At 70.6% G+C, this 23463-nt stretch carries 23 protein-coding genes; 16 read left to right on the forward strand and 7 right to left on the reverse strand.

Translation table 11 applies throughout. From position 1 onward, the window contains the following. Positions 1–93: 93 nt before the first annotated feature. Together ABIA35_RS22435 and ABIA35_RS22440 are read left to right on the forward strand one after the other, a co-directional pair. A complete protein-coding gene (locus tag ABIA35_RS22435; RefSeq protein WP_370359186.1) occupies positions 94–441 on the forward strand; it encodes an STAS domain-containing protein in 348 nt (115 codons plus the stop codon). A gap of 48 nt (positions 442–489) precedes the next feature. Continuing rightward, a complete protein-coding gene (locus ABIA35_RS22440) occupies positions 490–1521 on the forward strand; it encodes a GDSL-type esterase/lipase family protein (RefSeq protein WP_370359188.1) in 1032 nt (343 codons plus the stop codon). Positions 1522–1536: 15 nt separating this feature from the next. Here the strand turns inward: ABIA35_RS22440 and ABIA35_RS22445 are convergent, their stop codons facing one another. After that, positions 1537–1704 carry a hypothetical protein gene (locus tag ABIA35_RS22445; RefSeq protein ID WP_370344539.1) on the reverse strand — a complete coding sequence of 56 codons (168 nt, stop codon included), beginning with the start codon at positions 1702–1704 and terminating at the stop codon, positions 1537–1539. A 268-nt stretch (positions 1705–1972) separates the two neighbouring features. Here ABIA35_RS22445 and ABIA35_RS22450 point away from each other — a divergent pair, with 268 nt between their 5' ends. Continuing rightward, positions 1973–2476, forward strand: a complete 504-nt coding sequence (locus tag ABIA35_RS22450) for a metallophosphoesterase (protein ID WP_370359189.1) — start codon at positions 1973–1975, stop codon at positions 2474–2476. 47 nt (positions 2477–2523) lie between these two features. Beyond that, a complete protein-coding gene (locus tag ABIA35_RS22455; protein ID WP_370359190.1) occupies positions 2524–2985 on the forward strand; it encodes a DUF4240 domain-containing protein in 462 nt (153 codons plus the stop codon). Here ABIA35_RS22455 and ABIA35_RS22460 read toward each other — a convergent pair. Next, on the reverse strand, positions 2982–4145 hold the full coding sequence (locus tag ABIA35_RS22460) for an epoxide hydrolase family protein (protein ID WP_370359191.1): 1164 nt from the start codon (positions 4143–4145) through the stop codon (positions 2982–2984). The two genes, ABIA35_RS22455 and ABIA35_RS22460, sit on opposite strands and share 4 nt — an antisense overlap. A gap of 62 nt (positions 4146–4207) precedes the next feature. Here ABIA35_RS22460 and ABIA35_RS22465 point away from each other — a divergent pair, with 62 nt between their 5' ends. The 3 genes from ABIA35_RS22465 to ABIA35_RS22475 all read left to right on the forward strand — a co-directional run bounded on the left by ABIA35_RS22465 (position 4208) and on the right by ABIA35_RS22475 (position 7635). Then, on the forward strand, positions 4208–5179 hold the full coding sequence (locus tag ABIA35_RS22465; RefSeq protein WP_370359193.1) for a helix-turn-helix transcriptional regulator: 972 nt from the start codon (positions 4208–4210) through the stop codon (positions 5177–5179). A 111-nt stretch (positions 5180–5290) separates the two neighbouring features. Further along, a complete protein-coding gene (locus ABIA35_RS22470; protein ID WP_370359194.1) occupies positions 5291–6406 on the forward strand; it encodes a glycoside hydrolase family 19 protein in 1116 nt (371 codons plus the stop codon). A gap of 374 nt (positions 6407–6780) precedes the next feature. Further along, positions 6781–7635, forward strand: a complete 855-nt coding sequence (locus ABIA35_RS22475) for an NmrA family NAD(P)-binding protein (protein ID WP_370344545.1) — start codon at positions 6781–6783, stop codon at positions 7633–7635. A gap of 54 nt (positions 7636–7689) precedes the next feature. Here the strand turns inward: ABIA35_RS22475 and ABIA35_RS22480 are convergent, their stop codons facing one another. From ABIA35_RS22480 to ABIA35_RS22495, 4 genes are read right to left on the reverse strand one after another with little or no spacing between them, the layout of a single operon-like run. Then, positions 7690–9288 (reverse strand): beta-N-acetylhexosaminidase, encoded by a 1599-nt coding sequence (locus tag ABIA35_RS22480; protein WP_370359196.1) that lies wholly within the window; start codon positions 9286–9288, stop codon positions 7690–7692. A 27-nt stretch (positions 9289–9315) separates the two neighbouring features. Beyond that, positions 9316–10146 (reverse strand): carbohydrate ABC transporter permease, encoded by an 831-nt coding sequence (locus ABIA35_RS22485; protein WP_370344547.1) that lies wholly within the window; start codon positions 10144–10146, stop codon positions 9316–9318. Beyond that, on the reverse strand, positions 10143–11126 hold the full coding sequence (locus ABIA35_RS22490; protein WP_370359198.1) for a carbohydrate ABC transporter permease: 984 nt from the start codon (positions 11124–11126) through the stop codon (positions 10143–10145). The genes ABIA35_RS22485 and ABIA35_RS22490 overlap by 4 nt, the downstream gene beginning before the upstream one ends. A 58-nt stretch (positions 11127–11184) precedes the next feature. Then, complete coding sequence (locus ABIA35_RS22495; RefSeq protein ID WP_370359199.1) at positions 11185–12522, reverse strand: extracellular solute-binding protein; 1338 nt, start codon at positions 12520–12522, stop codon at positions 11185–11187. Positions 12523–12808: 286 nt separating this feature from the next. On the opposite strand from ABIA35_RS22495, the gene ABIA35_RS22500 reads away from it, so the two are divergent. Then, complete coding sequence (locus tag ABIA35_RS22500; RefSeq protein ID WP_370359200.1) at positions 12809–14299, forward strand: cellulose binding domain-containing protein; 1491 nt, start codon at positions 12809–12811, stop codon at positions 14297–14299. A gap of 197 nt (positions 14300–14496) precedes the next feature. Then, on the forward strand, positions 14497–15255 hold the full coding sequence (locus tag ABIA35_RS22505; protein WP_370344551.1) for a GntR family transcriptional regulator: 759 nt from the start codon (positions 14497–14499) through the stop codon (positions 15253–15255). A 62-nt stretch (positions 15256–15317) separates the two neighbouring features. Here the strand turns inward: ABIA35_RS22505 and ABIA35_RS22510 are convergent, their stop codons facing one another. Further along, the gene (locus tag ABIA35_RS22510; RefSeq protein ID WP_370344552.1) at positions 15318–15644 is read right to left on the reverse strand and encodes a chorismate mutase; all 327 of its coding nucleotides are present in this window, start codon (positions 15642–15644) and stop codon (positions 15318–15320) included. Positions 15645–15771: 127 nt separating this feature from the next. On the opposite strand from ABIA35_RS22510, the gene ABIA35_RS22515 reads away from it, so the two are divergent. The 7 genes from ABIA35_RS22515 (at position 15772) to ABIA35_RS22545 (ending at position 23446) form a co-directional block, all read left to right on the forward strand. Beyond that, a complete protein-coding gene (locus ABIA35_RS22515; RefSeq protein WP_370359201.1) occupies positions 15772–16662 on the forward strand; it encodes an LLM class F420-dependent oxidoreductase in 891 nt (296 codons plus the stop codon). Between the two features lie 35 nt (positions 16663–16697). After that, positions 16698–17264: a TetR/AcrR family transcriptional regulator gene (locus tag ABIA35_RS22520; protein WP_370344554.1), complete on the forward strand. Its 567-nt coding sequence runs from the start codon at positions 16698–16700 to the stop codon at positions 17262–17264. A 36-nt stretch (positions 17265–17300) separates the two neighbouring features. Then, a complete protein-coding gene (locus ABIA35_RS22525; RefSeq protein WP_370359202.1) occupies positions 17301–18092 on the forward strand; it encodes a cupin domain-containing protein in 792 nt (263 codons plus the stop codon). A gap of 157 nt (positions 18093–18249) precedes the next feature. Continuing rightward, positions 18250–19287, forward strand: coding sequence for an extracellular solute-binding protein (locus ABIA35_RS22530; RefSeq protein ID WP_370344556.1), 1038 nt, complete (start codon positions 18250–18252; stop codon positions 19285–19287). Beyond that, complete coding sequence (locus tag ABIA35_RS22535) at positions 19284–20912, forward strand: ABC transporter permease (RefSeq protein WP_370359203.1); 1629 nt, start codon at positions 19284–19286, stop codon at positions 20910–20912. The genes ABIA35_RS22530 and ABIA35_RS22535 overlap by 4 nt, the downstream gene beginning before the upstream one ends. Position 20913: 1 nt before the next feature. Next, positions 20914–22083 (forward strand): ABC transporter ATP-binding protein, encoded by a 1170-nt coding sequence (locus ABIA35_RS22540; protein ID WP_370359204.1) that lies wholly within the window; start codon positions 20914–20916, stop codon positions 22081–22083. A 1-nt stretch (position 22084) separates the two neighbouring features. Then, positions 22085–23446 carry a recombinase family protein gene (locus ABIA35_RS22545; RefSeq protein ID WP_370359205.1) on the forward strand — a complete coding sequence of 454 codons (1362 nt, stop codon included), beginning with the start codon at positions 22085–22087 and terminating at the stop codon, positions 23444–23446. Positions 23447–23463 lie beyond the last annotated feature (17 nt).

Genomic DNA, 23463 nt, shown 5'->3' on the forward strand with positions numbered 1-23463 from the left:
ATCAGTTGACAGAGTTGTCGGCGATGCCGAAAGCTGGAGCCGCCACCGACGGCGGCCCGACGCCGCATCGGGGCCCATACCAAGGAGCCGGCCATGGAGTTCTCTAGTACCGCGACACGGATCGCGGACCGCGTGGTCCTCACCGTCGCCGGCGACGTCGACCTCGCCGCCCACGCCCGGTTCCAGAACGACCTCGACCAGTCCTGGGACGCCACCTGCGACCTGGTCATCGACTGCTCCCGCATCACCTTCCTGGACTCCATGGGGCTGCGCGTCCTGGTCCACGCCATGCAGCGGGCCGCCGCCAACGGCCGCGACATCGCCCTGGCCGCACCCTCCGAACCGGTCCAGCGCGTCCTGGACCTGGCCGGCATCAGGACCCTGTTCACCGAGATCGGCCCGGTCCCGGACCCCGAAACCGATCCGGATCACGCCGTCTAAGCCTCGCGGGTCTGGGTACCCGCTCTCCCTGACGGCGAAAGGAGAATCATGAGGCCACCGCGGATCATGGTCCTGGGCGATTCGCTCGCCAGCGGGATGCAGGACGACTACACGTGGCGCTGGCAGCTGGCACAGCACTTCCGGCGCACGGGCACGGCGGCCGAGTTCGTCGGCCCGCACACCGGGACCTTCTCGATGTACGAGGACCCGGTGCTTCTGGCCTTGGTGGAAGGACGTCCGGTACCCACAGGACCCGATGTCGGCAACCCGATGACCGGGGCCTATCGCGAAGGCGGCTTCGAGGGCGGGCACTGCGCGCGCCCGGGATGGACGGCGAACTCCGCGAAGTCGGCGGTGCGCGAGCACGTCGCCGCCGAACACCCGGATTTCCTGTTGGTCCAGTTGGGCTTCAACGACCTCGCGATGGTCGGACCGCCGGACCGGGCGTTGGAGGATCTGGCGGCCGTCGTGGCCGAAGCGCGCGCCGGCGCACCCTCGGCGGTCTTCCTGGTGGCGAACGTCGCCGGGACCCGCACGTGGGGCAACGAGTGGTTCCGGGAGGCCATCCGGGACTACAACGCCAAGCTCCCCTCGGCCCTCGCGGACCTCTCGACGGAGCAGTCGCCGGTCGCCTTGGTGGACGTGCACAGCGGCTTCGACTCCGACACCGACACCTACGACGGCATCCATCCGAATGCGGCGGGCGAGCTGGTCATGGCCGGCCACTTCGCCGAGGCGCTGCGGCGGTTCGGGGTCGGCAGCGTGGCGTTGCGGTCACCGCGGACGCGGCCGTACGAGATTCCGTTGGCCGAACCGACGATCGTCGCCGCGCGGGCCCAGGACACCGCGAGCGTCAGGCTTGAGTGGAGCCGGGTGCGGGGAGCCTCCGCGTACCGGGTCGCGCTCCGCGACGTCACGCTCGGGCAGCCGCGCCGAATGGGGCCGATCCCGGTCCTGGGCGATCACTGGCTGGCCCAGGGGCTGACGGCGGGCCACGTCTACGAGTTCGACGTGACCTCGGCGCGCGGTGAGCAGCTGGGGCCGCGCTCGGAGCCGCTGCGGCTGGCCGCCGGGCTCTGAACCCTTACCTGACCCTCACCTGGTGTGGGTGCCGCTGCGGGACCGGGACCTGACCGCACCGACGCCCACGCCGATGACGAACAGGACGATGCCGATGACCAGGAGCCACAGCAGGCCCTTGATCACGACGCCCAGGACGCCGAACAGCACAGCCAAGACGATGATGAGAAGGATCCATGCCATGTCTTCATGATTCGCCCGTTTCGGCGATGTCGCAGCCGCAGGGGCGGCTACGGCCCGCGCCGATAGAGCGCCCCAGCCGCGTCGTCCTGCCCCATCGGGGTCTGGGGCGGCGCCTGGGGCGGCTGTGAAGCCTGGGGCACATGCGCGGAACCTGCGCGTATACCCCCATCCGGTGACGTCGAGCTGTCGTAGCATGGGCAGATCGACGCCCGCCGCCCGAGTGACCCGAATGACCCCGAGTAGCCCCGAGTGACGAAGGAGCAGCCGCTTGCGCCTGCTGCTGATGGCGGACACCCACGTCCCGACCCGCGCCCGGCTGCTCCCCGAGCCGCTGCTCGACGCGGTGGACGCGGCCGACGTCGTGTTCCACGCCGGCGACTGGGTCGACGCCGAGACCCTCGACGTGCTGCAGCAGCGCTCCCGACGACTGGTCGCGGTCTACGGCAACAACGACGGGCCGGAGCTGCGGGCGCGACTGCCGCTGGTGGCGGAGGTCGAGCTCCAGTCGTGCCGGTTCGCCGTGGTGCACGAGACCGGTCCGGCCAAGGGGCGCGAGCAGCGGTGCGAGGCGGAGTTCCCCGGTGTCGACGTCCTGGTGTTCGGGCACAGCCACATCCCTTGGGACAGCCACGCCCCCGGCGGCATGCGGCTGCTCAATCCCGGCTCGCCCACCGACCGGCGCCGGCAGCCCTACGCCACCTACCTGACCGCGTCGTTGGAAGACGGGCGCCTCGGCGATGTCCGTGTGCACGAGCTGCCGCGCCGGGGCTGAGCCCGGCGTTCACATGCTGTCGGCGGCGGGGACTATCGTCGCTCGGCATGACGACAGATGAGCGTGGCGGTCCGCGACTCCCCACCGACGACGAAGAAAACCGTTTCTGGTCATTGCTGACCGAGGCGCGGTCGAAGTCCGACGGCTCCACCGAGGGTTTCCTGACAGCCTTGTCAGACCTCTGCGAGCCGATGTCGTCCAGCGAGCTCACCGACCTCGACCGGGTCGTGGAGCGCAAGCTGTACGACATCGACCGCGCGGACATCCAGGCCGTCACCGACGGCTCGGACGACGGATTCCTTTATGCCCGCGGACACATCGTCGCCTCGGGCCGCGAGACGTACTACGCCGTCCTCGCCGACCCGAACAACGCCGAGGCCGATGAGGAGCTGGAGGAGATGTGCTACTTCTTCGCCCATCTCCACGACAAGAAGTACGGCTCGTGGCCCAAGACGGATTCCGGGATCTCGCGCGAATCGTGCTCGAACGCCGGAGGATGGCGCCCCTAATCCGCGTTCCGGAGCGTCCGGACGAACTCCCGGACATCTCCCACCAACTCCGCCGGCGCCTGCAACGAAGCGAAGTGCCCGCCCACCGGATACTCCCGCCACCGGACGACCTTGTTCGCCCGCTCCGCGAGGCCGCGCACAGCCCGGTCCCCGAGGAAGTTCGCAACGGCCGTCGGCACCCCCGACGGCTCCGGCTTGCTGCCCCACGAGGTCCCGGACTCCCGGTAGAGCCGCGCGGCCGAACCCGCGGTCCCGGTCAGCCAATACGTCGCCACGTTCGTCAGAACCGCGTCGCGGTCGATCGGCGCGTGGTCGGTGGCCGTCGGATCCCAGTCCACGAACCACTCCAGGTTCCAGGCCAGCTGCCCGGCCGGCGAGTCGTTGAGGGAGTAGGCGATCGTCTGCGGACGCAGCGCCATCTGCGTCGCGTAGCCGTTGTGGCCGAACCACCACATCTGGTTCGCGACAGCCTTCTGCCGGTCCGCCTCCGACAGATCACTGAGCTCCTGCCCCGAGCCGGACGCCGTCGCGGCGTCGGCGAGGGCGTTCACGTGCACGCCGATGACCGCCTCCGGCGCCACCCGGCCCAGGGCGCAGGAGACGAGGCTGCCGTAGTCGCCGCCTTGTGCGACGTAACGCTCGTAGCCCAGGCGCGCCATCAGCTCCGCCCACGCGCGGGCGATGCGGGGGACGTCCCAGCCGCTTTCGCGGGTCGGGCCCGAGAAGCCGAAGCCGGGCAGGGAGGGGGCCACCACGTGGAAGGCGTCGGCCGGGTCGCCGCCGTGGGCGCGCGGGTCGGTCAGCGGGCCCAGGATGTCGAGGAAGTCGGCCGGGGTGCTGGGCCAGCCGTGCGTGAGGACCAGCGGCGTGGCGTCGGGCTCGGGCGAGCGCATGTGCAGGAAGTGCACGTTCTGCCCGTCGACGGCCGTGGTGAACTGCGGGATCTCGTTCAGCCGCGCCTCGTGCGCGCGCCAGTCATAACCGGTGCGCCAGTACTCGGCGAGGTCGAGCAGGTAGTCACGGTCGACGCCGTAGGACCAGCCGACGCCGGGCAGCGCGTCAGGCCAGCGGGTGCGCGCGAGCCGGTCGTTCAGATCGTCGAGGTCCGCCTGCGGGACGTCGATGCGGAAAGGGCTGATTTCAGAGGAAGTGCCGCTCATGGATTAAGCATCTATCCCATGTAGGACAGTTTCGGTCCTACACATACGAGAAGATCGGTCCCATGTCGGAGACCACCCCCGCACGGTTGCTGCGCCTGCTGTCCCTGCTCCAGACGCACCGCGACTGGACCGGTACCGAGCTGGCCGAACGTCTTGAATGCACCACCCGCACCATCCGGCGCGACGTGGACCGGTTGCGGGAGCTGGGATATCCGGTGCACGCCTCGATGGGACCGGTCGGCGGGTACCGGCTCGGGGCCGGCGCGAAGCTGCCCCCGCTGCTGCTGGACGACGACGAGGCCATCGCGGTCACGCTCGGCCTGCAGAGCAACGCGACCGGGAGCGTCACAGGGATCGAGGAAGCCTCGCTGCGCGCGCTGACCAAGGTCGAGCAGGTCCTCCCGGACCGGCTGCGGCATCAGGCCGCTGCGTTGCGGGCCGCGGTCGTGGCCATGCCGCCGCGCTACGACACCGGCGCCGACATCACCGCGGAGACACTCACCGCCATCTCGGCCGCCATCCGCGCCGCGGAGACCCTGCGGTTCGACTACCTGAGCCACCACCGTGACGCCACGCGCCGGGCCGTCGAGCCGCACCGGATCGCGCACTGGGGCCGGCGGTGGTACCTCGTCGGGTGGGACACCGACCGGGACGCCTGGCGGACCTTCCGCGTCGATCGCATGGCCCTGCGAACCCCGAACGGTCGGCGCTTCACGCACCGCCCCTCCCCCGACGGCGACGTCGCGGCGTACCTGCGCCGTACGATCTCCTTCGACCCGTGGCCGTACCGCTCGGTGTTCCGGGTGCACGTCCCCGCCGAGGAACTCACCGGACGCATCGAGGGAATCATCACCCCGCTCGACGAACACTCCTGCCGGCTGGAGATGGGTTCGGACTCCTACGCGCTGGTCGCCTTGGCGATCGGGATGCTGGACGTGGAGTTCGAGGTCGAGTCCCCGCAGGAGTTGCGCGAGCACTTGAACGCGCTCGCAGGCCGGTTCACCCGCGCCGCAGCCATCAAGCAAGGATCTTGACCCGTTACTGGTCTGGACCAATTTTTGGCAAAACGCCTTGACTGGTCTGTACCAATTTTGTTCACTCCGAAGTGACCCCGCTCACACCTTTCCCCCACGGAGGAGTGGCTCATGACCCTTACTCACAGACCGAGAAGTACTCGGCTGCTGGCACTGCTGGCCGTACTGGCCAGCATGCTCGGTCTGGCGCTCATCGCCCTGCCGGCCACGCCCGCCCACGCCTCGGCCGCGTGCGCCGCGCCGTGGAGTTCCACCGTCGCCTACACCGGCGGACAGAGCGCCTCGTACAACGGGGACAACTGGTCCGCGAAGTGGTGGACCCAGGGCGACATCCCCGGCAACAACGCCCAGGACGTCTGGGTGGATCAGGGTGCGTGCACCTCGGGCGGGGGCGGCGGCGGAGGCGGCGGGGGCAGCAGTTGCAGCTACCCGGCCTGGGTCGCCGGCCAGTACTACAACGTCGGCGCCATCGTGACCTACACGCCCAACGGCAACCTCTACATAGCCACCAACGCGAATCCCGGCTATGACCCGACCATCAGCACTTGGTACTGGTCGCCGTACACCTGCACCGGCGGCGGTGGCGGAGGGGGCGGCGGCGGAGGCGGCGGCTCGAACGGCTTCGTCGTCAGCCAGGCGCAGTTCAACCAGATCTTCCCGAACCGGAACTCCTTCTACACCTACGACGGCCTGGTCGCCGCCCTGAGCGCCTTCCCCGCCTTCGCCACCACCGGCAGCACCGCGACGCAGCAGCAGGAAGCCGCGGCGTTCCTGGCCAACGTCGACCACGAGACCGGCGGCCTGGTCTACATCAGGGAGATCGACCAGTCCGGCAACTACTGCGCCAGCGAGCCCTACGGCTGCCCGGCCGGCAGCAACCAGTACTACGGCCGCGGCCCGCTGCAGATCAGCTGGAACTTCAACTACTACGCAGCCGGAAACGCTATCGGCGTCGACCTCCTGGACAACCCCGACCTGGTGGCCACCGACTCGGCCACCTCATGGAAGTCGGCCCTCTGGTACTGGATGACCCAGAACGGACCCGGCACCATGACCGCGCACAACGCGATGGTCAACGGCTCCGGCTTCGGCCAGACCATCTGGGCCATCAACGGCAGCATCGAGTGCAACGGCGGCAACACCGCCGAGATGCAGGACCGCGTCAACGACTACGAGAGCATCACCGGAGTCCTCGGCGTCTCACCCGGCGGGAACCTCACCTGCTGATCGAGCAGGCAGCGGTGGAGCCGGCGTCCACGCCGGCTCCACCGTCGGCACGTACGCAGCAGCCCAGCCCCGTACGGAACCGGAACAAAGCCGAACCGTCGCGGGTGCCCACGGAAACCGCCGACCGCCGACGCATCACGCCTGGCTCCACCGAACTGCGCCACCAGCGGACCCCGTAAACCATGCGCGAAGCCGTAAAAAGCTTCTAAAACCAACCACCCGACCGCACCAGCGCACCCGCCCACGCCAGAACCGCGCGCCACAGCCACCAGCGATCGAAGCACCGGCAAGGCCAGCCAAGCGCGAACCTCTCCTTGAGTAAGGCCGCTGACTATCCTCGTGCTGGAAACGAAGATCGGCTGGAAGGCGGAACGATGAGTGCTCTGACCGTGGTCACCGGAGCGACCGGCAACGTCGGCGGATCCCTGGTGGCGGCCCTGGTCGCGGCGGGCATGCCGGTGCGTGCGGTGGTGCGGGGCGAGGCGGACGCGGCGCGGTTCGGGGATGGCGTGCAGGCCGTGATCGGCGACCTGAACGAGCCTGCGTCGCTGGCCGCCGCGCTGGACGGTGCGCAGGCGCTGTTCCTGCTGCCCGGCTACGCGGACATGCCGGGCCTGTACGCGGCGGCGCGCGAAGCGGGTGTCGGGCACGTCGTGCAGTTGTCGGGGGTGTCGGCCGGGAGCGGCGACATGTCCAACGCCGTCACGGAGTACATGGTGCGCAGTGAGCAGGCCGCGGCGGAGTCGAAGCTGCCGTACACCGTGGTCCGGCCGTCGGCGTTCATGACCAACGCGCTGCGGTGGGCCGGGCAGGTGCGCGACGGCGACACCGTCACCCTGCCCTTCCCGACCGTGGCCACCGCCTGCCTGCATCCGGCGGACCTGGGCGCCGTCATCGCGGCGGTGATCGCCGAGCCGGACAGGTACGCCGGTGCGACGCTGCTGCCGACCGGTCCGGAGGCGCTGCTCCCCCGCGACCAGGTGGCGATCGTGGCCGGCGTCCTGGATCGGCCGCTGCGCTTCGAAGGGCTCACCGACGAGCAGGCCCGCGAGTCCATGGTCGCGGACGGTACGCCGCAGCGGTACATCGACGCGTTCCTCGACTTCTATGCCAACGGGAGTTTGGACGAATCTCCGGTGCGCACCACCGTCGCCGACGTGACCGGCAGTGCGCCCCGGACGTTCGCCGCGTGGGCGGCGGACCATGCCGCCGCTTTCACGCGGAGCTGACACTCACGTCGATCAGGGCAGGTCGATCAGGGCGGGTTGGCCAAGGCAAGTTGGTCAGGGCATTGTCAGCCCCGCGCCAGGATCCCACCCCTCCGGCCGACCGGCAGGCAGCGCCCCGAGCGCGTCCAACCGCAGCAAGTGGTGCTGCAGGCGGTCGGCGAAGTCGGCCGGATCGCGGCGCTCGTCGCTCCACGCCCCCTCGGCCAGGGCGCACAGGCGCGGGTAAAGCAGATGCCTGACGACCTCGGTCGTCGGTGCGGACTCGGTCCACAGCTGGGCCTGGGTCCCCAGGACGCCGGGTCCGCCGGAGGCGTCGTCCAGGGCGGCGGCGCCGACGGCGGTCAGGCCGGTCGGCAGCGGGTCGAAGGAGTAGGTGTCGGCGAGGGTCAGGACCCGGTCGTCCGCCGACGGCGGTTCGTCCGGGTGGCCGGTCTGACGGTAGTCCAGGTAGGTGTGCTCGTGCGGGGCCACGATCACCTGGTGGCCGCGCGCGATGGCCTCCGCGGCGTGTTCCGGTTTCAGCCAGGCGGTGGCGACCACGCCGGGGTCGAGGTTGCCGACGCCCACCGCGTCGTTCCAGCACACGGCGCGGCGGCCGTGCTCGGACAGGAAGTCGTGCATCCGGCTCAGGAACCAGCCCAGGAGTTCGGCGACGTCGGGCAGGCCGGCCTGCGCGGCCCGGCGGCGGGCGGCGTCGCTGTTCGCCCACTGGACGGTCCGGCACTCGTCGCCGCCGATGTGGATGGCGCGGGAGGGGAAGATGGCCATGACGTCCGACAGCACGTGCCGGCAGAAGTCGAGGGCCTGGTCGTGCACCGCGAGGATGTCCTCGCTGATGCCCCACGAGGTCCACACCGGGAGCCGGACGTCGGGGTGGTTGCCCAGCTCCGGGTACGCGGCGATGGCCGCGCGGGTGTGGCTGGGCATGCCGATCTCGGGGACGACGGTCACGCCGCGGGCCGCCGCGTACTCGACGAGCCCGGCGAGTTCCCGCCGCGTGTAGTAGCCGGAGTGCGGGACGCCGTCGAACACGGTCGACCCGGCGCGGCCGACCATCGACTCGGTGCGGGTCGCGCCGATCTCGGTGAGCCGCGACAGGCCGTCGATCTCGACGCGCCAGCCCTGGTCGTCGGTGAGGTGCAGATGCACGATGTTGAGCTTGTGCAGGGCGGCCTCGTCGACGAGGCGGTGCAGGAACTCGATCGGCATGAAGTGCCGCGCCACGTCCAGCATCACGCCGCGCCAGGCCAGGCGGGGCGCGTCGCGGACGTGACAGGCCGGCCAGCGCCAGTCGGCGGCCGAGGCGGCGGCGGGATCGGCGGACAGCGCCTGAGCCGGGAGCAGCTGCCGCAGGGTCTGCACGCCGTTGAAGAGCCCTGCTTCGCTCGGTGCCGCGAGCCTCACCTGGTCCGGGGTGATCAGCAGGTCGTAGCCGTGGGGATGGTCGTGGGCGCCGTCGGCGAGACAGAGGAAGATACCGGTGCCTTCGCCCGCGGCCGGGCCGGCGCCGGTGCGCGGGCGGTCGGTGCCGAGGTAGGCCGCGAGCAGGTCGGCGGGGCGCTCGGCACCGGAACCGGCGTGCAGGTCCAGCACCGGTCCCAGGACGAACTCGCCGGAGTGCGCGGTGTACTCGGCGGGGCGGGGGATTATCACGAAAGGCCTTTCGGTTCGGCCAGGGTTTCAGCCCTTGACGGCGCCGGCGGTCATGCCGGCGGTGAGCCGGGTCTGCGCGATCAGGAAGAAGACGACGGCGGGCAGTGCGAACAGCGTCGAGCCGGCGATCAGGCCCGCGTAGTCGGTGCCGGTGTTGGTGGAGAACGTGGCCAGCCACACCGGCAGCGTGTAGTGGGCGTCGTCCTTCATCATCACGTAGGCGTAGATGTAGTCGTTCCAGGCCGTGATGAACGCGAAGATCGAGGTGGCGATGATGCCGGGGGCCAGCAGCGGGAGCATGACGTGCCGGATGACCTGCGCGGGGCTCGCGCCATCGAGTCGGGCGGCCTCCTCCAGCTCGACCGGGATGCCCTGGGCGAAGCCGCGCAGGATCCAGATCGTGAGGGGGACGACGAAGGCGGTGTAGGTGAGCCCCAGGGAGAGCAGGTTGTCGAGCAGGTGCAGGTTCTTCATGGTGAGGAACATCGGGATCACCAGCGCCGGGGCCGGGATCATCTGGATGCCGAAGATCGTGACCAGGATGGCGCGCCGCCCCACGAACTTGAAGCGGGCCAGGGCCAGCGCCGCCAGGAACCCCACGACGGTCGCCACGACCACCACCGACAGCGTCACGACGAGACTGTTGACGACGTAGTGGCCGAAGTTCGGCTTGCCGACGGCGTCGGCGAAGTTCGCCAGCGTCAACGGGAACGGCAGGAACTTCGGGGTGGCGGTGAGGATGTCGTGCTGCGGCTTGAAGGCGGTGTTCACCATCCAGTACAGCGGGAACGCCCAGACCAGGACGAAGACCGACGCACCGATGTTCAGCAGGACCCGGTTGCGGCCCTTGGCTCTCATGATTCCTCCCCGGACACGACCAGACGCCGGACCCACCAGCCGACCAGTACGGCCAGCAGGACCACCGAGAACACCGCGATGGCCGCGCCCTGTCCGTAGGACTGGGAGGCGAAGGCCTTGGTGAAGGACCAGATCGCGATCGTGGTGGTGGCGCCGTCGGGGCCGCCCTTGGTGAGGATCCAGATCTGGTTGAAGACGTTGAAGTCCCAGATCACCGACAGGACGGTGACCAGCATGAGCACCGGGCGCAGGAAGGGCAGCGTGACGGTGCGCAGCTGCCGCAGGTACCCGGCGCCGTCGATCGCGGCGGCCTCGTAGTAGTCGCCGGGGATCTGGCTCAGCCCGGCGTACAGGGTCAGCGCGACGAAGGGCACTGATATCCAGACCACGAGCAGCCACACCACGACGAAGCCGGAGGTGGTCCCGGCGAGGAAGTCGTGCTGCCGCAGGTCGCCGAACACGTGCAGCTGGGTGAGCAGCCAGTTGATGACGCCGTAGGTGGGTTGGAAGAGCCACTGCCAGACCAGCGTCGAGGCGACGGTCGGCATGGCCCAGGCGCCCAACAGCGCGAGCATCATCGCCACGCGCAGCCGCCGGCCCACGGCGACCATCATCAGCGCCGCCCCGAAGCCGATGACGACGGTCCCGGCGACGAGCGTCGCGGCGAACACGACGGTGCGCACCAGGACCGGGAACAGCTGCGAGTCGTGCAGGATCGCGGTGTAGTTCGCGCCGCCGACGGAGGTGGCGCGCCCGGTGATCAGAGTCCGGAGACCGAAACCCTGGGTGGAGATGACGCCGAGGCGCACGAGCGGGTAGCCGACGACGGCGGCCAGCAGGACGATCGCGGGCAGCAGCAGGACGTAGGGCTGGATCTGGCGGCGCCGGCGCGGCCCGGCCGCCCCCGGTGCGTCGGGGGCGGCGGGCTGGTGCGGCGGCGTGCCCTGGCGCCGGGGCGCCTGGGTGGGCAGCGCGTTCACGGGTGGGTGCCTCCCGGGAACGCGGAGGTCGGGGCGGCGGCCGTTACCATCAGGACCCTCATTGCGCCGGGGCGTTCAGCGCCTGGTCCAGGTGCGCGTCCAGGGTCTTGGCCGCGTCGGCCGGGGACTTGCGGCCGGTGGCGATGTCGGCGAAGAAGTCGTTGATGGACTTGTCCGACTCGATCGTCGCCCAGCCGGCCACGGCGGGGGTCGCCACCGAGGTCTTGGCCGCGGTGAAGAAGGCCTTGGAGACGTCCGGCAGGGAGCTCATCGACTGGTCGATGACCTCGGAGGAGGCCGGGATCCAGTGGTCGATGCCGACGATCGCCGAGGTCTGGACCCCGGGGCCGGTGGCGGCCTTCAGGTAGGCCAGGGCCAGGGCCTGGTTCTTGCTCTTGGCCGCGACCACCAGGTCCGAGCCGCCGAGGAAGACCGGCTGGGTCTTGCCGTCGGTGGCGCTGGGGAAGGGGAAGGTGCCGATCTGGTCCTGGAGCGAGGGGTCCACCTTCAGGATCTTGTTGACGTTCGAGTTCAGGATGGTCGCGGTCTTGCCCTGGGCGAACAGGGTGTTGAAGTCCGGGGCCGTGGTGTCGACGTCCTGGGAGGCGGTCGAGGAGTACTTGTCGATGAAGCTCTTCCAGTTCTGGAGCCCCTGCTGGGCCTGGGGCGATTCCAGCTGGCCGGTCCACTTGCCGCCGGACTGCGCGGCGAGCTGGCCGCCGGCGTCCCACACGAACTGCAGCGCGCCGTACCAGTAGCGGCCCGGGAAGTAGAAGGCTGAGAAGTCCGGAGCGGTGTTCTTGGCCTTGATGGCGTCCAGGTCCGCGGTCAGCTGGGAGTAGGTCGTCGGGACGGCGGTGATGCCGGCGTCGGCCCAGATCTTCTTGTTGTAGATGACCGCGCGGTTGCCGGCGAACAGGGGCGCGCCGTAGCTGTGGCCGTCGATGGTGGCCGGGCCCGCGAGCCCGGGCAGCCAGTGCTGGCCGGCCTGCAGCTGCGCCAGGACGGGGTTGAGGTCCGTCAGACCGGAGCTGGCGGCGAACAGCGGGACGTCGGTGTTGCCGATCTCGATGACGTCCGGCGGGTTGTCCTGGGCCAGCGCGGTGGCGATCTTGGTGTTGATGCCGTCCCACTGCTGGATCTCGACCTTCACCTGGGCGCCGGTCGAGGCGGTGAACTTGTCGTTGATCGCCTTGGTGGCGGCGTCGGACAAGTCGCCGTCCATGTACCAGACGGTCAGGGTCTTGCCGGCGCCGGAGCCCGCCCCGGCGATCGCGGCCTGCTGCGCGGCCGAGCCGGCGGACCCGGAGGATCCGGAGCCGGCGCTGGAGCAGGCCGCGACGCCGAGCACGAGGACACTTCCCACGGCCAGCGCGGCCGATGTGCGTATGCGCATGGTGATCCTTAGCTTCGAGCTCTGCCGGATGACGGCAGATGAAGACGGATGGAGAGGAGCAGGAGAGGAGCTGGACGAGCTCGACGAGCGAGGTGCGACGGATGCTTGCACTTTCCCATTGGTAATGTCAATGGTCACCCCGCACGGCCTGCCGACTTCGGGCAGAAGCGGACCGAAGATGTTGTGTGACCTCAAGAAATGGCCAAATCGGACGTCCCGCGACGAGGTCTTGACAGACCAGTGGCGTGGTCGCATCCTGAACGCCAGCACCGCCAAGAAGTTACCTATGGTCCTCTCGGTGGTCACCTCACCGCACCGTCACGGCAGCACCAACCCCACCAAGGAGTTCCCTGACATGCGCCACCGTCCCGCCCCGCGCCGCTCGCTCGCGGCCTTCACCGCCGCCGGCGTGGCCGGCGCCTTCGGCCTCACCGCGGCCGTGCTGACCACCACCGCGCACGCCGCCGGCGCCCCCGCCTCGCTGGCCTACCACGTCGGCTCGACCGGCTCGGACATGGTCGAGCCCTGGTTCACCGTCACCAACACCAGCGGCGCGACGCTGAACCTGTCGACGGTGAAGATCCGCTACTACTTCACGGTCGACTCCTCGCCCTCGTACCAGTTCACGTGCGAGTGGGCGCAGATCGGCTGCGGGAACATCACCGGCGCCATCGGCACCCTGCCCTCGCCGACCGCGACCGCGGACCACTACCTGGAGGTCGGGTTCTCCGGCGGCACGCTGGCCCCCGGCGCCTCGACCGGCGACCTGCAGCTGCGCATGAACGCCGCCGGCTGGGCCCCGGTGAACCAGGCCGACGACTACTCGTTCAACGCCTCGCAGACCTCCTACGGCCCGTCGAGCACGATCACGCTGGCGGTCAACGGGGCGATCGTCTCGGGCACCGCGCCCGGCGGGAACCCGCCGCCCACCAGCCCGTCCAGCTCGCCGAGCACGAGTCCGTCGAGCTCGCCGTCCGGCGGTGGCGGCGGGACGCCGTCCGGGACGCTGTTCGACGACTTCTCCTACTCCGGGCCGACCGACCCGAACCTGGGCGCGCACGGCTGGGCGATCCGCACCGGCTCCGGCGGCCCGGGCGTGCAGAACACGTGGTCGGCGGACACGTTCAGCTTCCCGAGCGACTCCACCGCCCAGGGCGGGCACGCCATGGACCTGACGGCCTCGACCGACGGCACCACCGGCGGCACCAAGCAGGCCGAGATCGACACCACGCAGCAGAAGTTCTTCGAGGGCACCTACGCCGCCCGCGTCTACTTCAACGACGCCCCGACCACCGGCCCCAACGGCGACCACGTGAACGAGACCTTCTACACGATCACCCCCGACAACTCGCTCTACAGCGAGGACGACTTCGAGTACCTCCCCAACGGCGGCTGGGGCGGCCCGGCGAACTCGATGTACACGACCAGCTGGTACAGCGCCGACGCGATGGACCGCGTCACCAACGACACCACCGGCAGCCTCCAGGGCTGGCACACCCTGGTCGCCACGGTCTACGGCGGCACGGTGACCTACTACATCGACGGCAAGCAGGTGTTCAGCAGCACCGGCAAGTACTACCCCCGCGAGGCGATGACCATCGACTTCAACGAGTGGTTCATCGACCTGCCGATCACCGGCGCCCGCACCTGGGACGAGAAGGTCAACTGGGTGTACTACGCCAAGGGCGTCGCGCAGTCGCCGACCGACGTGCAGAACGCGGTCAACGCCTACTACAAGGGTGGCACGCACTTCACCGACACCGTGCCGAGCAGCTGATCGCCGAGTCCGGCGGACGCCCCCGCGTTCCGGCCACGGGTCCCGACCCGCGGCCGGAACGCTCTCGAGCGGCGGCGCGGCCCGACCTGAGCCCGGGCCGCGCCGCCCCAACCATCCGACCACCCAGCCCGCCCCACCCCCCGCCGCCCCGTCCATCCGGGGCGCCCGACCGGCCAGACCTGGCAGAATCATCCGATGTGACTGGCCAGACCCGCCCGGCCCGCAAAGTGGCCACCGCCAAGCGCGACCGTGTGCGCGATCACCTGCTGCAGCTGATCGACACCGCCGCGCCGGGGACCAGCCTGGACTCCGAGCGCGACCTCGCCGAGTCGCTGGGGGTTTCGCGGCCGACCGTACGGGCCGCGTTGCAGGATCTGGCGCGGTCCGGATACCTGGTGCGCCACCAGGGGCGGGGGACGTTCACCAGTCCGCGCAAGATCGATCAGGCTCTGACCGGCGACAGCCCCGATGGGGCGGCGGCTTTGGCCGCGCCGTCCGCGGAGGGGACCTGGACCAGCCACGTCGTCGCCTTCCGGACCTCCCCTGCCGGGCCGTCCCGGGCGACGCGCTTCGACATCGCCGCCGACGCGCTGATTCTGCGGATCGTGCGGGTGCGGCTGGTGGAGGGGGAGCCGATCGCGATCGAGCGGCTCGATGTGCCCGCGGCACTCGTGCCGAATCTGAAGCCGGCCGATGTCGAGTCCGGCAACTTCTACCATCTGCTGCGCGACCGGCACGGGATCACGGTCTCCGACGCCGTGCAGACCATGGAGCCCACGGTCGCCAATCCCGAGCAGGCCGAGCTGCTCGACATCGAGGTCTACGCGCCGCTGCTCCAGGTCGAGCGCACCACCAAGGACACCACGGGCCGGGTCGTGGAGTTCGCGCACTCGGTGTACCGCGGCGACCGGTACCGCATCACGACGCGGCTGCACCTGGACGCGACCTCCGGCTGACGGGCACGCAGTAAGGCCGCCCACCGGTATGTGTGGGCGGCCGAGGTTTGCGTTCCCCGCTGCTATTGCGTCTGGTGGGCCCGGTGGTTGCGGACGACCTCGTCGATGATGAAGTTCAGGAACTTCTCCGCGAACTCCGGATCCAGCCGTGCCTCCTCGGCCAGGGAGCGCAGCCTCTTGATCTGGACGGCCTCCCGATCGGAGTCGACCGCCGGCATCCCGTGCTTCGCCTTGAGCCGCCCGACCTGCTGGGTGCACTTGAAGCGCTCCGCGAGCAGGTGCACGACCGCCGAGTCGAGGTTGTCGATGCTGGCGCGGAGCTCCAGGAGGCGGCTGCGCGCGTCCTGCGATGCCTCTTCGTCTTGCAATGTGGACAAATCGCTCGTCATGCCGATCAGGGTACCCGAGGACAGGGCACTGATCGCTTGAGCATCATCTCGTATCGCAAGACGAGACGGACAAAGGCATAGTAGAACCCTGAATAAGCCTGTATCGAGCACTCACGAGGTGACCCCCATGGCCCGTCCCTACCGCTTCGGCGTCAACATGATCACCCCGTCGGACGCCGGCGCGTGGCGGGAGAAGTGCCGCAGGGCCGAGGCGATCGGCTTCGACGTCATCACCGTGGCCGACCACCTCGGGATGCCCGCGCCGTTCCCCGCGCTCGTGGCCGCGGCCGAGGCGACGGAGCGGCTGCGGCTGGGCACGTTCACGCTCAACGCGGGCTTCTTCAATCCCACCCTGCTCGCCCGCGAGGTGGCCACCACCGACCAGCTCACCGGCGGCCGCCTCGAACTAGGGCTCGGCACCGGCTATGTGCGGGCCGAGCACGACACGGCGGGCCTGCCCTTCGGGACGCCGGGCCGGCGCGTGGCACACCTGCGCCGCACCGTCGAGGAGCTCGAACGGCTTGCCCAGGCTGAGGATTTCACACCGAACCCGATCCAGAAGCCCCGGCCGCCGCTCCTGATCGGCGGCAACGGCGACCGCGTCCTGGAACTGGCCGCCCGCCACGCGGACATCGTCGCGTTCACCGGCGCGGGCTTCGACCCCGCCGACCTGACCGGCACGCCGCGCGCGATCAGCGCGGAGCAGCTGGACGAACGCGTCGCCGCGTACCGCACGTTCGCCGCCGACCGCGCCGAGCCCGCCGAACTCAATCTCCTGATCCAGATGGTCACGCCCGCGCCCGACCGCCGCGCCGCCATCCGGCCGCACCTGGACCAAATTCCGCACCTCACCGAGGACCAGGTGCTCGATCTGCCGATCCTGCTCATCGGCACCACCGAGCAGATGGCCGAGCAGATCCGCGCGCAGCGGGAGCGCTACGGCTTCACGTACCTGACCGTGCTCGAACCGTGGATGGAGGCGTTCGCGCCGGTCATGGAGGCTTTGCGCGGGGAGTAGGCGCCTCTGTACCTACTAGTATGTACACTGGTCCCATGACGACGAGGGAACGGCTCATCGAGAGCACCCGCACCCTGCTGTGGGAGCGCGGCTACGTCGGGACCAGCCCGAAGGACATCCAGCACCTGGCCGAGGCCGGCCAGGGCAGCATGTACCACCACTTCTCCGGCAAGGAGGAGCTGGCGCGCATCGCGATCGACCGGACCGCCGAGGACATGCGCGCCAAAGTGGACGCGCTCCTCTCCGGGCCGGGCACCGCGCTGGAGCGCATCGCGGCCTACCTGCGCAGGGAGCGCGACGTCCTGAAGGGCTGCCCGATCGGCCGGCTGACCCAGGACCCTGACGTGATGGACGCGCCGCTGCTGGTGGCGCCGGTCGCCGAGACGCTCACCTGGCTGCGCGAGCGTCTGGCGGCCCTGGTGGCCGAGGGCGTCGCCGACGGCGAGCTGAACCCGGCCCTGGATCCGGCGGCCACGGCGGCCGCGATCGTCGCCACGCTCCAGGGCGGATACGTCCTGGCCCGCGCCGACGACGACCCCGGAGCCTTCCAGCAGGCGATAGAAGGCGTTCTGGCGCTGCTCGGCGCCCCGGCCGCCCGCTGACCACCGAACCAACCCAGGCTCGAAGGAAGAGTGATCATGCAGATCTCCCGCGCTCCCCGCACCGGCGTACCCGCTTTGTCCGAGTGGATCACCGGCGACGCCGTCATCGAAGAACTCGCGGCCCCGACAGGGCCGTCGCGCACGCAGGTCGACAGTGTGCGCTTCACCCCCGGCGCCCGCACCCGCTGGCACAACCACCCGCTCGGGCAGGTACTCGTCGTCACAAACGGCACGGCTTTGGTCCAGCGGCGAGGCGGCGAGGTCGAGACCGTCCCCGCCGGCGACACCGTGCGGATCGAGGCCGGCGAATGGCACTGGCACGGCGCGACCCCCGACGCGGCGATGACCCATCTGGCCATCGAAGAGCTGCCCGAGGACGGCCGGACCGCCGAGTTCGCCGAAGCGGTCACCGACGAGGAATACGCCGCGTGGCGCACGGATTCGGCCCAGGCAGCCCAGGCAGCCCAGGCAGCCGACGCGGAAACCGAGCCGGCGCCGCCCATGAGCCGCGTCATCGTCATGGACCAGAAGCTGCCCGACCCCCTGCTCACCCACCGCCTCGAGATCCGGCGGATCACCGTCGCCCCCGGATACGCCGCCGGGCTGCACGTCCACAACGGACCGGTCTTCGGCAACATTGTGTCCGGCGCGGCCGTGTACCAGATCGAGGGCGAGCAGGCCGTGCTGCTCCGGCCCGGCGACGTGTTCTACGAGCCGGAGGGCGTCCGGATCGCGCGTTTCGACGCGCAGGAGGACGGCGTCACCTTCTTCGGCTACTTCCCGCTCGCCGACGGGATCGACGCCGAGCTGGTGATCCCGGAAGACTGAACGCGCGCCGGCCGGGCGCCACCCGGGCGCCCCCTGGCATCCGCCGACCCCCCTCTTCTTCGCTTAGGCATACCTAAGTAAGGTGTGCCTAGTCTCGTCGTCCCCAGGGAGGTTCTCGGTGCTCACGCATGCCGTACGGTCCGGTCGGAAGTCAGCGGTGGTCGCGGTCGGAGCGGCCCTGACCAGTGTGGTGCTGGCGGCGTGCGGCAGCGGGTCCTCGAAGCCGGTGGCGGCCGGCCGGTCAGCGGGCGGGTCGCTGGCCGGCCAGTCGATCACCCTCTACAGCGGTCAGCACGAGCAGACCGTGCAGGCGCTGGTGAAGGCCTTCGAGGCCAAGACCGGCGTGAAGGTGAACGTGCGCTCCGGGGACGAGGCCGAGCTCGCGAACCAGATCCTCACCGAGGGCAAGGCCTCCCCCGCCGACGCGTTCTTCGCCGAGAACCCTCCGGCGCTGACCACGCTGGAGGAGAAGGGCCTGCTGGCCAAGGTGGACGCGAGCACGCTGAGCGCGGTGCCGGCCGCGGACAGCTCGGCCGGCGGCGACTGGCTCGGGGTGTCGGCCCGCAGCGCCGTGTTCGCGTACAACACCTCGGCGGTGCAGACCTCGCAGCTGCCGACGTCGGTGCAGGACCTGGCGGGCGCGGCGTGGAAGGGGAAGCTCGGGATCGCGCCGAGCGAGACCGACTTCACCCCGATCGTCACGCGCATGATCAAGGCGGTCGGCGCCGACGCGACCAAGACCTGGCTGCAGGGGCTCAAGGCCAACGGCAAGGTCTACGACTCGAACGAGGACCTGATCTCCGCCATCAACAAGGGCGAGGTCGCCGGGGGCGTCGTCGACCACTACTACTGGTACCGCATGCGCGACGAGGTCGGCGCGGGCGCCGTGCACAGCGCGCTGGCCTCCTTCGCCGCCGGGGACCCGGGGTCGATGGTGGACGTCTCCGGCATCGGGATCCTGTCCTCCAGCAAGCACCAGGCGGCGGCCCAGGCGCTGCTCGCCTACTTGGTTTCCCAGCCGGGTCAGCAGATCATCGCCACCTCGCAGAGCTATGAGTACCCGCTGCTGCCCGGCGTGACCGCCGCGAAGCTGGACAAGCCGCTGTCGGCCGCCGGACCGCTGGTGCCGGCCACTGATCTGGGCGACGGCAAGCAGGCACTGGATCTGCTGCAGAGCGTCGGCCTGCTTTCGTGAGCCAGCCCGCTGCTCCCGCCCGCGCCGCCCTGCCGCGTTCGGTCCTGAGGGCGATGAACCCGGCGGCGTTGCGCCGCCGGGCTTCCGGCGCCCCGTTGGTGCTGTCGCTGATGGCCGCGGCGGTCGCGGTCGTCGTGTGCTGCCCGCTGGTGTTCGTGGTGATGCAGGCCGGCCAGTCCGGCTGGGACTCCGTCCGCCGGCTGCTCGGCCGCCCGCTGGTCACCACGCTGTTGTGGCACACGCTGGAGCTCACCGTCACCGTCACGGCGGCGACGCTGCTCATCGGCTTCTGCGCCGCCTTCCTGACGCAGCGCACTGACATCCCGGGGCGCCGGGTGTTCACGGTGCTGCTGGCGATGCCTTTGGCGGTCCCGGAGTTCGTGCACGGGTACTGCTGGGTCTCGTTGTTCCCGTCGGTCCAGGGCTTCTGGGGCGCGGTGCTGGTGATGACCACCTCGCTGTACCCGCTGGTGTTCCTGCCGGTGGCCGCGACCCTGCGGCGCAGCGACGCCGCCACCGAGGAGGTGGCGCGCAGCCTGGGCCACAGCCGATGGCGCGTCCTGTGGCGGGTGACGCTGCCGCAGACCCGGCCGGCGCTGGCCGGCGGCGCGCTGCTGGTGTCGCTGTACCTGCTCGGCGAGTACGGGGCGTTCGCGATGGTGCGCTACACCACCTTCGCCACCGCGATCTACACGCAGTTCGAGACGAGCTTCGACACCGTCTCGGCGTCCGTGCTGGCGCTGGTGCTGATCGTGCTGGCCGTACTGGTGACCGGGGCCGAGGCCGGAGCCGGACGCCGGCGGGGCCGGGGGGTCAGGGTGGTCCGGGAAGGCGCGGCGGCGCGGCCCGCCGATCCGCTGGCGCTGGGCCGGGGCCGGATTCCGGCCCTCCTGGGACTGGCCGCGGTGGTCGGCACCACGCTCGGCGTCCCGGTATACGCACTCGGATACTGGCTGGCCAAGGGCAACTCCAGCACGCTTCCCTCGGCCTCGATCTGGACGGCGACCGCCACCACCGCCGGGTACGCGCTGGTCACCGCCGCGGTGGCGACGGCGGCCGCGGTCCCGGTCGCGCTGCTGGCCTGGCGCCACCCGGGGCACGCGTCCGAGGGGATCGTGCGCCTGGCCTACCTGACGCGGGCCCTGCCGGGCATCGCGGTCGCGCTGGCCGTGGTGTTCTTCGCGATCCGCTACGCCCAGCCCTGGTATCAGCAGCCTCCGATGCTCGTCGCCGGCTACGTGGTGTTGTTCTTCCCCCTCGCCCTGACGGCCGTGCGCGCCTCGCTGGCCCACGTCCCGCACGGGGTCGAGGACGTGGCACGCTCGCTCGGCCGGCGCCGCCTGGCCGTGCTGGGCCGGGTCACGCTGCCGCTGATCGCGCCGGGGCTGGCCGCCTCGTTCGCGATGGTGGCGCTGACCGCCAGCACCGAGCTGACCGCGACGCTGCTGTTGCATCCCACCGGGACCGAGACCCTGGCGACCCGGTTCTGGTCGTACACCACCGGACTGGCCTACGGCGCCGCCGCTCCCTACGCGGCGATGATGACCGTCCTGTCGGTCCCGGCCGTGGTCCTGCTGACCCGCCGCACGCTCGGACCCGCCCGCAGCTTGAAGGAAGAAGCCTGACATGAGCGGACTCACGATCACCGGACTGCGGGCCGGCCACGGCGCCTCCGCGGTCCTGGACGGCCTGGATCTGACGATCGAGGACGGGACGCTGGCCTGCATCCTCGGCCCCTCCGGATGCGGCAAGAGCACACTGCTGCGGGTCATCGCCGGATTCCACCGGTCGAGCGCGGGAACGGTCGCGGTCGGCGGACGCGTGCTGAACGACGAGCGCACGCAGGTCGCGGCCGAACGCCGGCGGATCGGCTACGTCCCGCAGGACGGCGCGCTGTTCCCGCACCTCTCGGCCGCCGCGAACATCGGCTTCGGCCTGCCGCGTGCCGGACGCGGTGAGCGCGTGGAGGAGCTGCTGGACCTGGTCGGGCTGTCAGGGCTCGGCGACCGGCATCCGCATCAGCTCTCCGGCGGCCAACAGCAGCGCGTCGCATTGGCGCGGGCACTCGCCCCGCGCCCGGAACTGCTGTTGTTGGACGAGCCGTTCGCCGCGTTGGACGCCGCACTGCGCACCGAGGTACGGGCCCAGGTCGCGGCGGCACTGAGGGCGGCGAACGCCACCGCGATCCTCGTGACGCACGACGTCGACGAGGCGTTGTCGTTCGCCGACCTCATCGCGGTGCTGCGCGGCAGGCGGATCGTGCAGGCCGACAGCGGCCACGCGCTGTACCACCGGCCTGCCGATGCCGACATAGCGCGGACGCTCGGCGAGGCCAACCTGCTCCCCGCGGTCGTGCGCGGCGGTCTGGCCGAGACGGCGCTGGGTACCGTGGCGCTGCCCGACGGGGCCGAGGTCCCCGACGGATTGGCGACCGTCATGCTGCGCCCCGGCCAGGTGCGGATCGCGGCCCCCGGGCCGGACACAGACACTGGCGCCGACACCAACACCAGCACCGGCACCGGCACCGACACCGGCACCGACGCCTTCCCGGCGCGGATCCTCGATTCCCGGTTCCGGGGCACCGACTGGCGGATCGAGCTCACCCTCGAGGACAGCCACATCGCCGGGCCGCCGCTGATCGCCTACGTCACGCAGGAACCGCCGGCGGCCGGGCAGCAGGTCCACCTCGGCGTCGACGGCTGCGCCTTTCCGCTCGGCACCCCGGCCGATCCCGGGCACGCCGCCGGCGCGGACGAGCAGCCTTCGAAGGCGGCCGCCGGCACCGTCGTGTCCTGATATGCCCGAGCTGCTGGATCAGGCGGGACGCGGCGCGCTCTACTGCTGTGTTCCGCACCGCGCCGACGCCGACCAATCGCCGGTCGATGCCCAGGAGCGGCAAGGCCGCGCGCTGGCCGCGAAGCTCCGGATCAGCGTGCGCCCCGAGTCGGTGTTCGCCGACCGGCAGCGGTCGGTGTGGCAGCCGGAGGCCGGCCGACCCGGCTGGACTCGGCTCTTGCAGGCGGTCCGCGCCGGCCGGGTGGACACGGTTCTGGTGTTCCGGCCCTCGATGCTGATCCGTCACCGCCCGGCCGACGCGATGGAGCTGCTGGCCCTGGCCGAGGAGAATCTGGTGGTGCTCCACGGTTTCGGCGACGGTGTGGACCTCCGGGACACGAGAGCGCGCAAGGCCGCCCTGGCTCAAGCCCGGCAGCTGAGCCGCACCTCCGCTGCTTTGTCGGATTCGGTTCGGGCGGCTCATCGCCTGGCCGCGGAGTCCGGGCATCCGCACGGCGGCGGACGCCTCGCGTACGGCTACGAGGTCGGTATGCGGGCCCTGATTCCGAGCGAAGCCCGGGTGGTGCATGAGATCTACTCCCGGTATCTGGACGGCGAGAGTCTGCGCGCCATCGCGTGGGATCTGAACGCGCGCGCCGTCCCGACGTCCACCGGCAGCACGTGGACCACCACCGGCATCGACCGGATCCTGGCGGCCCCTCGGTACGCCGGCCTGCGGGTCTTCCGCGGCAGTGTGAACCGCGAGGAGGGCGGGCTTCGCCCGGGGACGTGGGCACCGTGCGTCGGTGTCGAGGTCTGGCGGACGGTGCAGGAGGAGCGTGCGGCGCGGGCCGCGGCGTATGCCGGGCACCGGAAACGTGCGCGTTATCTGCTGACCGGCCTGGTCGTGTGCGGGCAGTGCCGCGTCCACATGGTCGGCTCGATCGTCGGCGACTACCGCATGTACGCCTGCGCTTCCTTGAACAGCCCGCTGCCCAGGAAGTGCAACCAGCACATAGCCGCCGGTTCTTTGGAACGTTTCGTCAGCGAGGCGGCCGTGGCGCTGCTGACCGCTCGGGACGGCTCGATCAACCACGACGGCCCGGTGAGCGTGCGCCGCGGACTGGCGGAGCCGGCACCCGGCCGGCCCGACGGACTCCGCCACGAATTCCGGCACGAACACGGCCAGGTGGATCTGCGCGATCTCGGCGCGCTGGACGGTGTGGCCACCGGGGCGGAAGCGGCGGGCGATTGGGAGCGGCTGCCCGACACCCGCAAGGCCGCGGTGCTGCGGGCGTTGTTCGCCGCGATCGTGATCGGGCCGAAGACGACCGTTCGCAGTGTTTTCGACATCAGCCGGATCACTCTGGTGCGCGACAGCTGACAACTATGGTCCGTAGC

It is taken from the genome of Catenulispora sp. MAP12-49 (genome assembly GCF_041262705.1).
Classification (GTDB): Bacteria; Actinomycetota; Actinomycetes; order Streptomycetales; family Catenulisporaceae; genus Catenulispora.

What these genes read in the sequence shown, in the direction of transcription:
- ABIA35_RS22515 (WP_370359201.1), top strand. Translation starts at nt 15,772, where the DNA reads ATGGCCCGTCCCTACCGCTTCGGCGTCAACATGATCACCCCGTCGGAC.
- ABIA35_RS22455 (WP_370359190.1), top strand. Translation starts at nt 2,524, where the DNA reads ATGACGACAGATGAGCGTGGCGGTCCGCGACTCCCCACCGACGACGAA.
- ABIA35_RS22470 (WP_370359194.1), top strand. Translation starts at nt 5,291, where the DNA reads ATGACCCTTACTCACAGACCGAGAAGTACTCGGCTGCTGGCACTGCTG.
- ABIA35_RS22500 (WP_370359200.1), top strand. Translation starts at nt 12,809, where the DNA reads ATGGTCCTCTCGGTGGTCACCTCACCGCACCGTCACGGCAGCACCAAC.
- ABIA35_RS22460 (WP_370359191.1), bottom strand. Translation starts at nt 4,145, where the DNA reads ATGAGCGGCACTTCCTCTGAAATCAGCCCTTTCCGCATCGACGTCCCG.
- ABIA35_RS22495 (WP_370359199.1), bottom strand. Translation starts at nt 12,522, where the DNA reads ATGCGCATACGCACATCGGCCGCGCTGGCCGTGGGAAGTGTCCTCGTG.
- ABIA35_RS22510 (WP_370344552.1), bottom strand. Translation starts at nt 15,644, where the DNA reads ATGACGAGCGATTTGTCCACATTGCAAGACGAAGAGGCATCGCAGGAC.
- ABIA35_RS22475 (WP_370344545.1), top strand. Translation starts at nt 6,781, where the DNA reads ATGAGTGCTCTGACCGTGGTCACCGGAGCGACCGGCAACGTCGGCGGA.
- ABIA35_RS22540 (WP_370359204.1), top strand. Translation starts at nt 20,914, where the DNA reads ATGAGCGGACTCACGATCACCGGACTGCGGGCCGGCCACGGCGCCTCC.
- ABIA35_RS22465 (WP_370359193.1), top strand. Translation starts at nt 4,208, where the DNA reads ATGTCGGAGACCACCCCCGCACGGTTGCTGCGCCTGCTGTCCCTGCTC.
- ABIA35_RS22445 (WP_370344539.1), bottom strand. Translation starts at nt 1,704, where the DNA reads ATGGCATGGATCCTTCTCATCATCGTCTTGGCTGTGCTGTTCGGCGTC.
- ABIA35_RS22520 (WP_370344554.1), top strand. Translation starts at nt 16,698, where the DNA reads ATGACGACGAGGGAACGGCTCATCGAGAGCACCCGCACCCTGCTGTGG.
- ABIA35_RS22440 (WP_370359188.1), top strand. Translation starts at nt 490, where the DNA reads ATGAGGCCACCGCGGATCATGGTCCTGGGCGATTCGCTCGCCAGCGGG.
- ABIA35_RS22545 (WP_370359205.1), top strand. Translation starts at nt 22,085, where the DNA reads ATGCCCGAGCTGCTGGATCAGGCGGGACGCGGCGCGCTCTACTGCTGT.
- ABIA35_RS22435 (WP_370359186.1), top strand. Translation starts at nt 94, where the DNA reads ATGGAGTTCTCTAGTACCGCGACACGGATCGCGGACCGCGTGGTCCTC.
- ABIA35_RS22485 (WP_370344547.1), bottom strand. Translation starts at nt 10,146, where the DNA reads ATGAGAGCCAAGGGCCGCAACCGGGTCCTGCTGAACATCGGTGCGTCG.
- ABIA35_RS22525 (WP_370359202.1), top strand. Translation starts at nt 17,301, where the DNA reads ATGCAGATCTCCCGCGCTCCCCGCACCGGCGTACCCGCTTTGTCCGAG.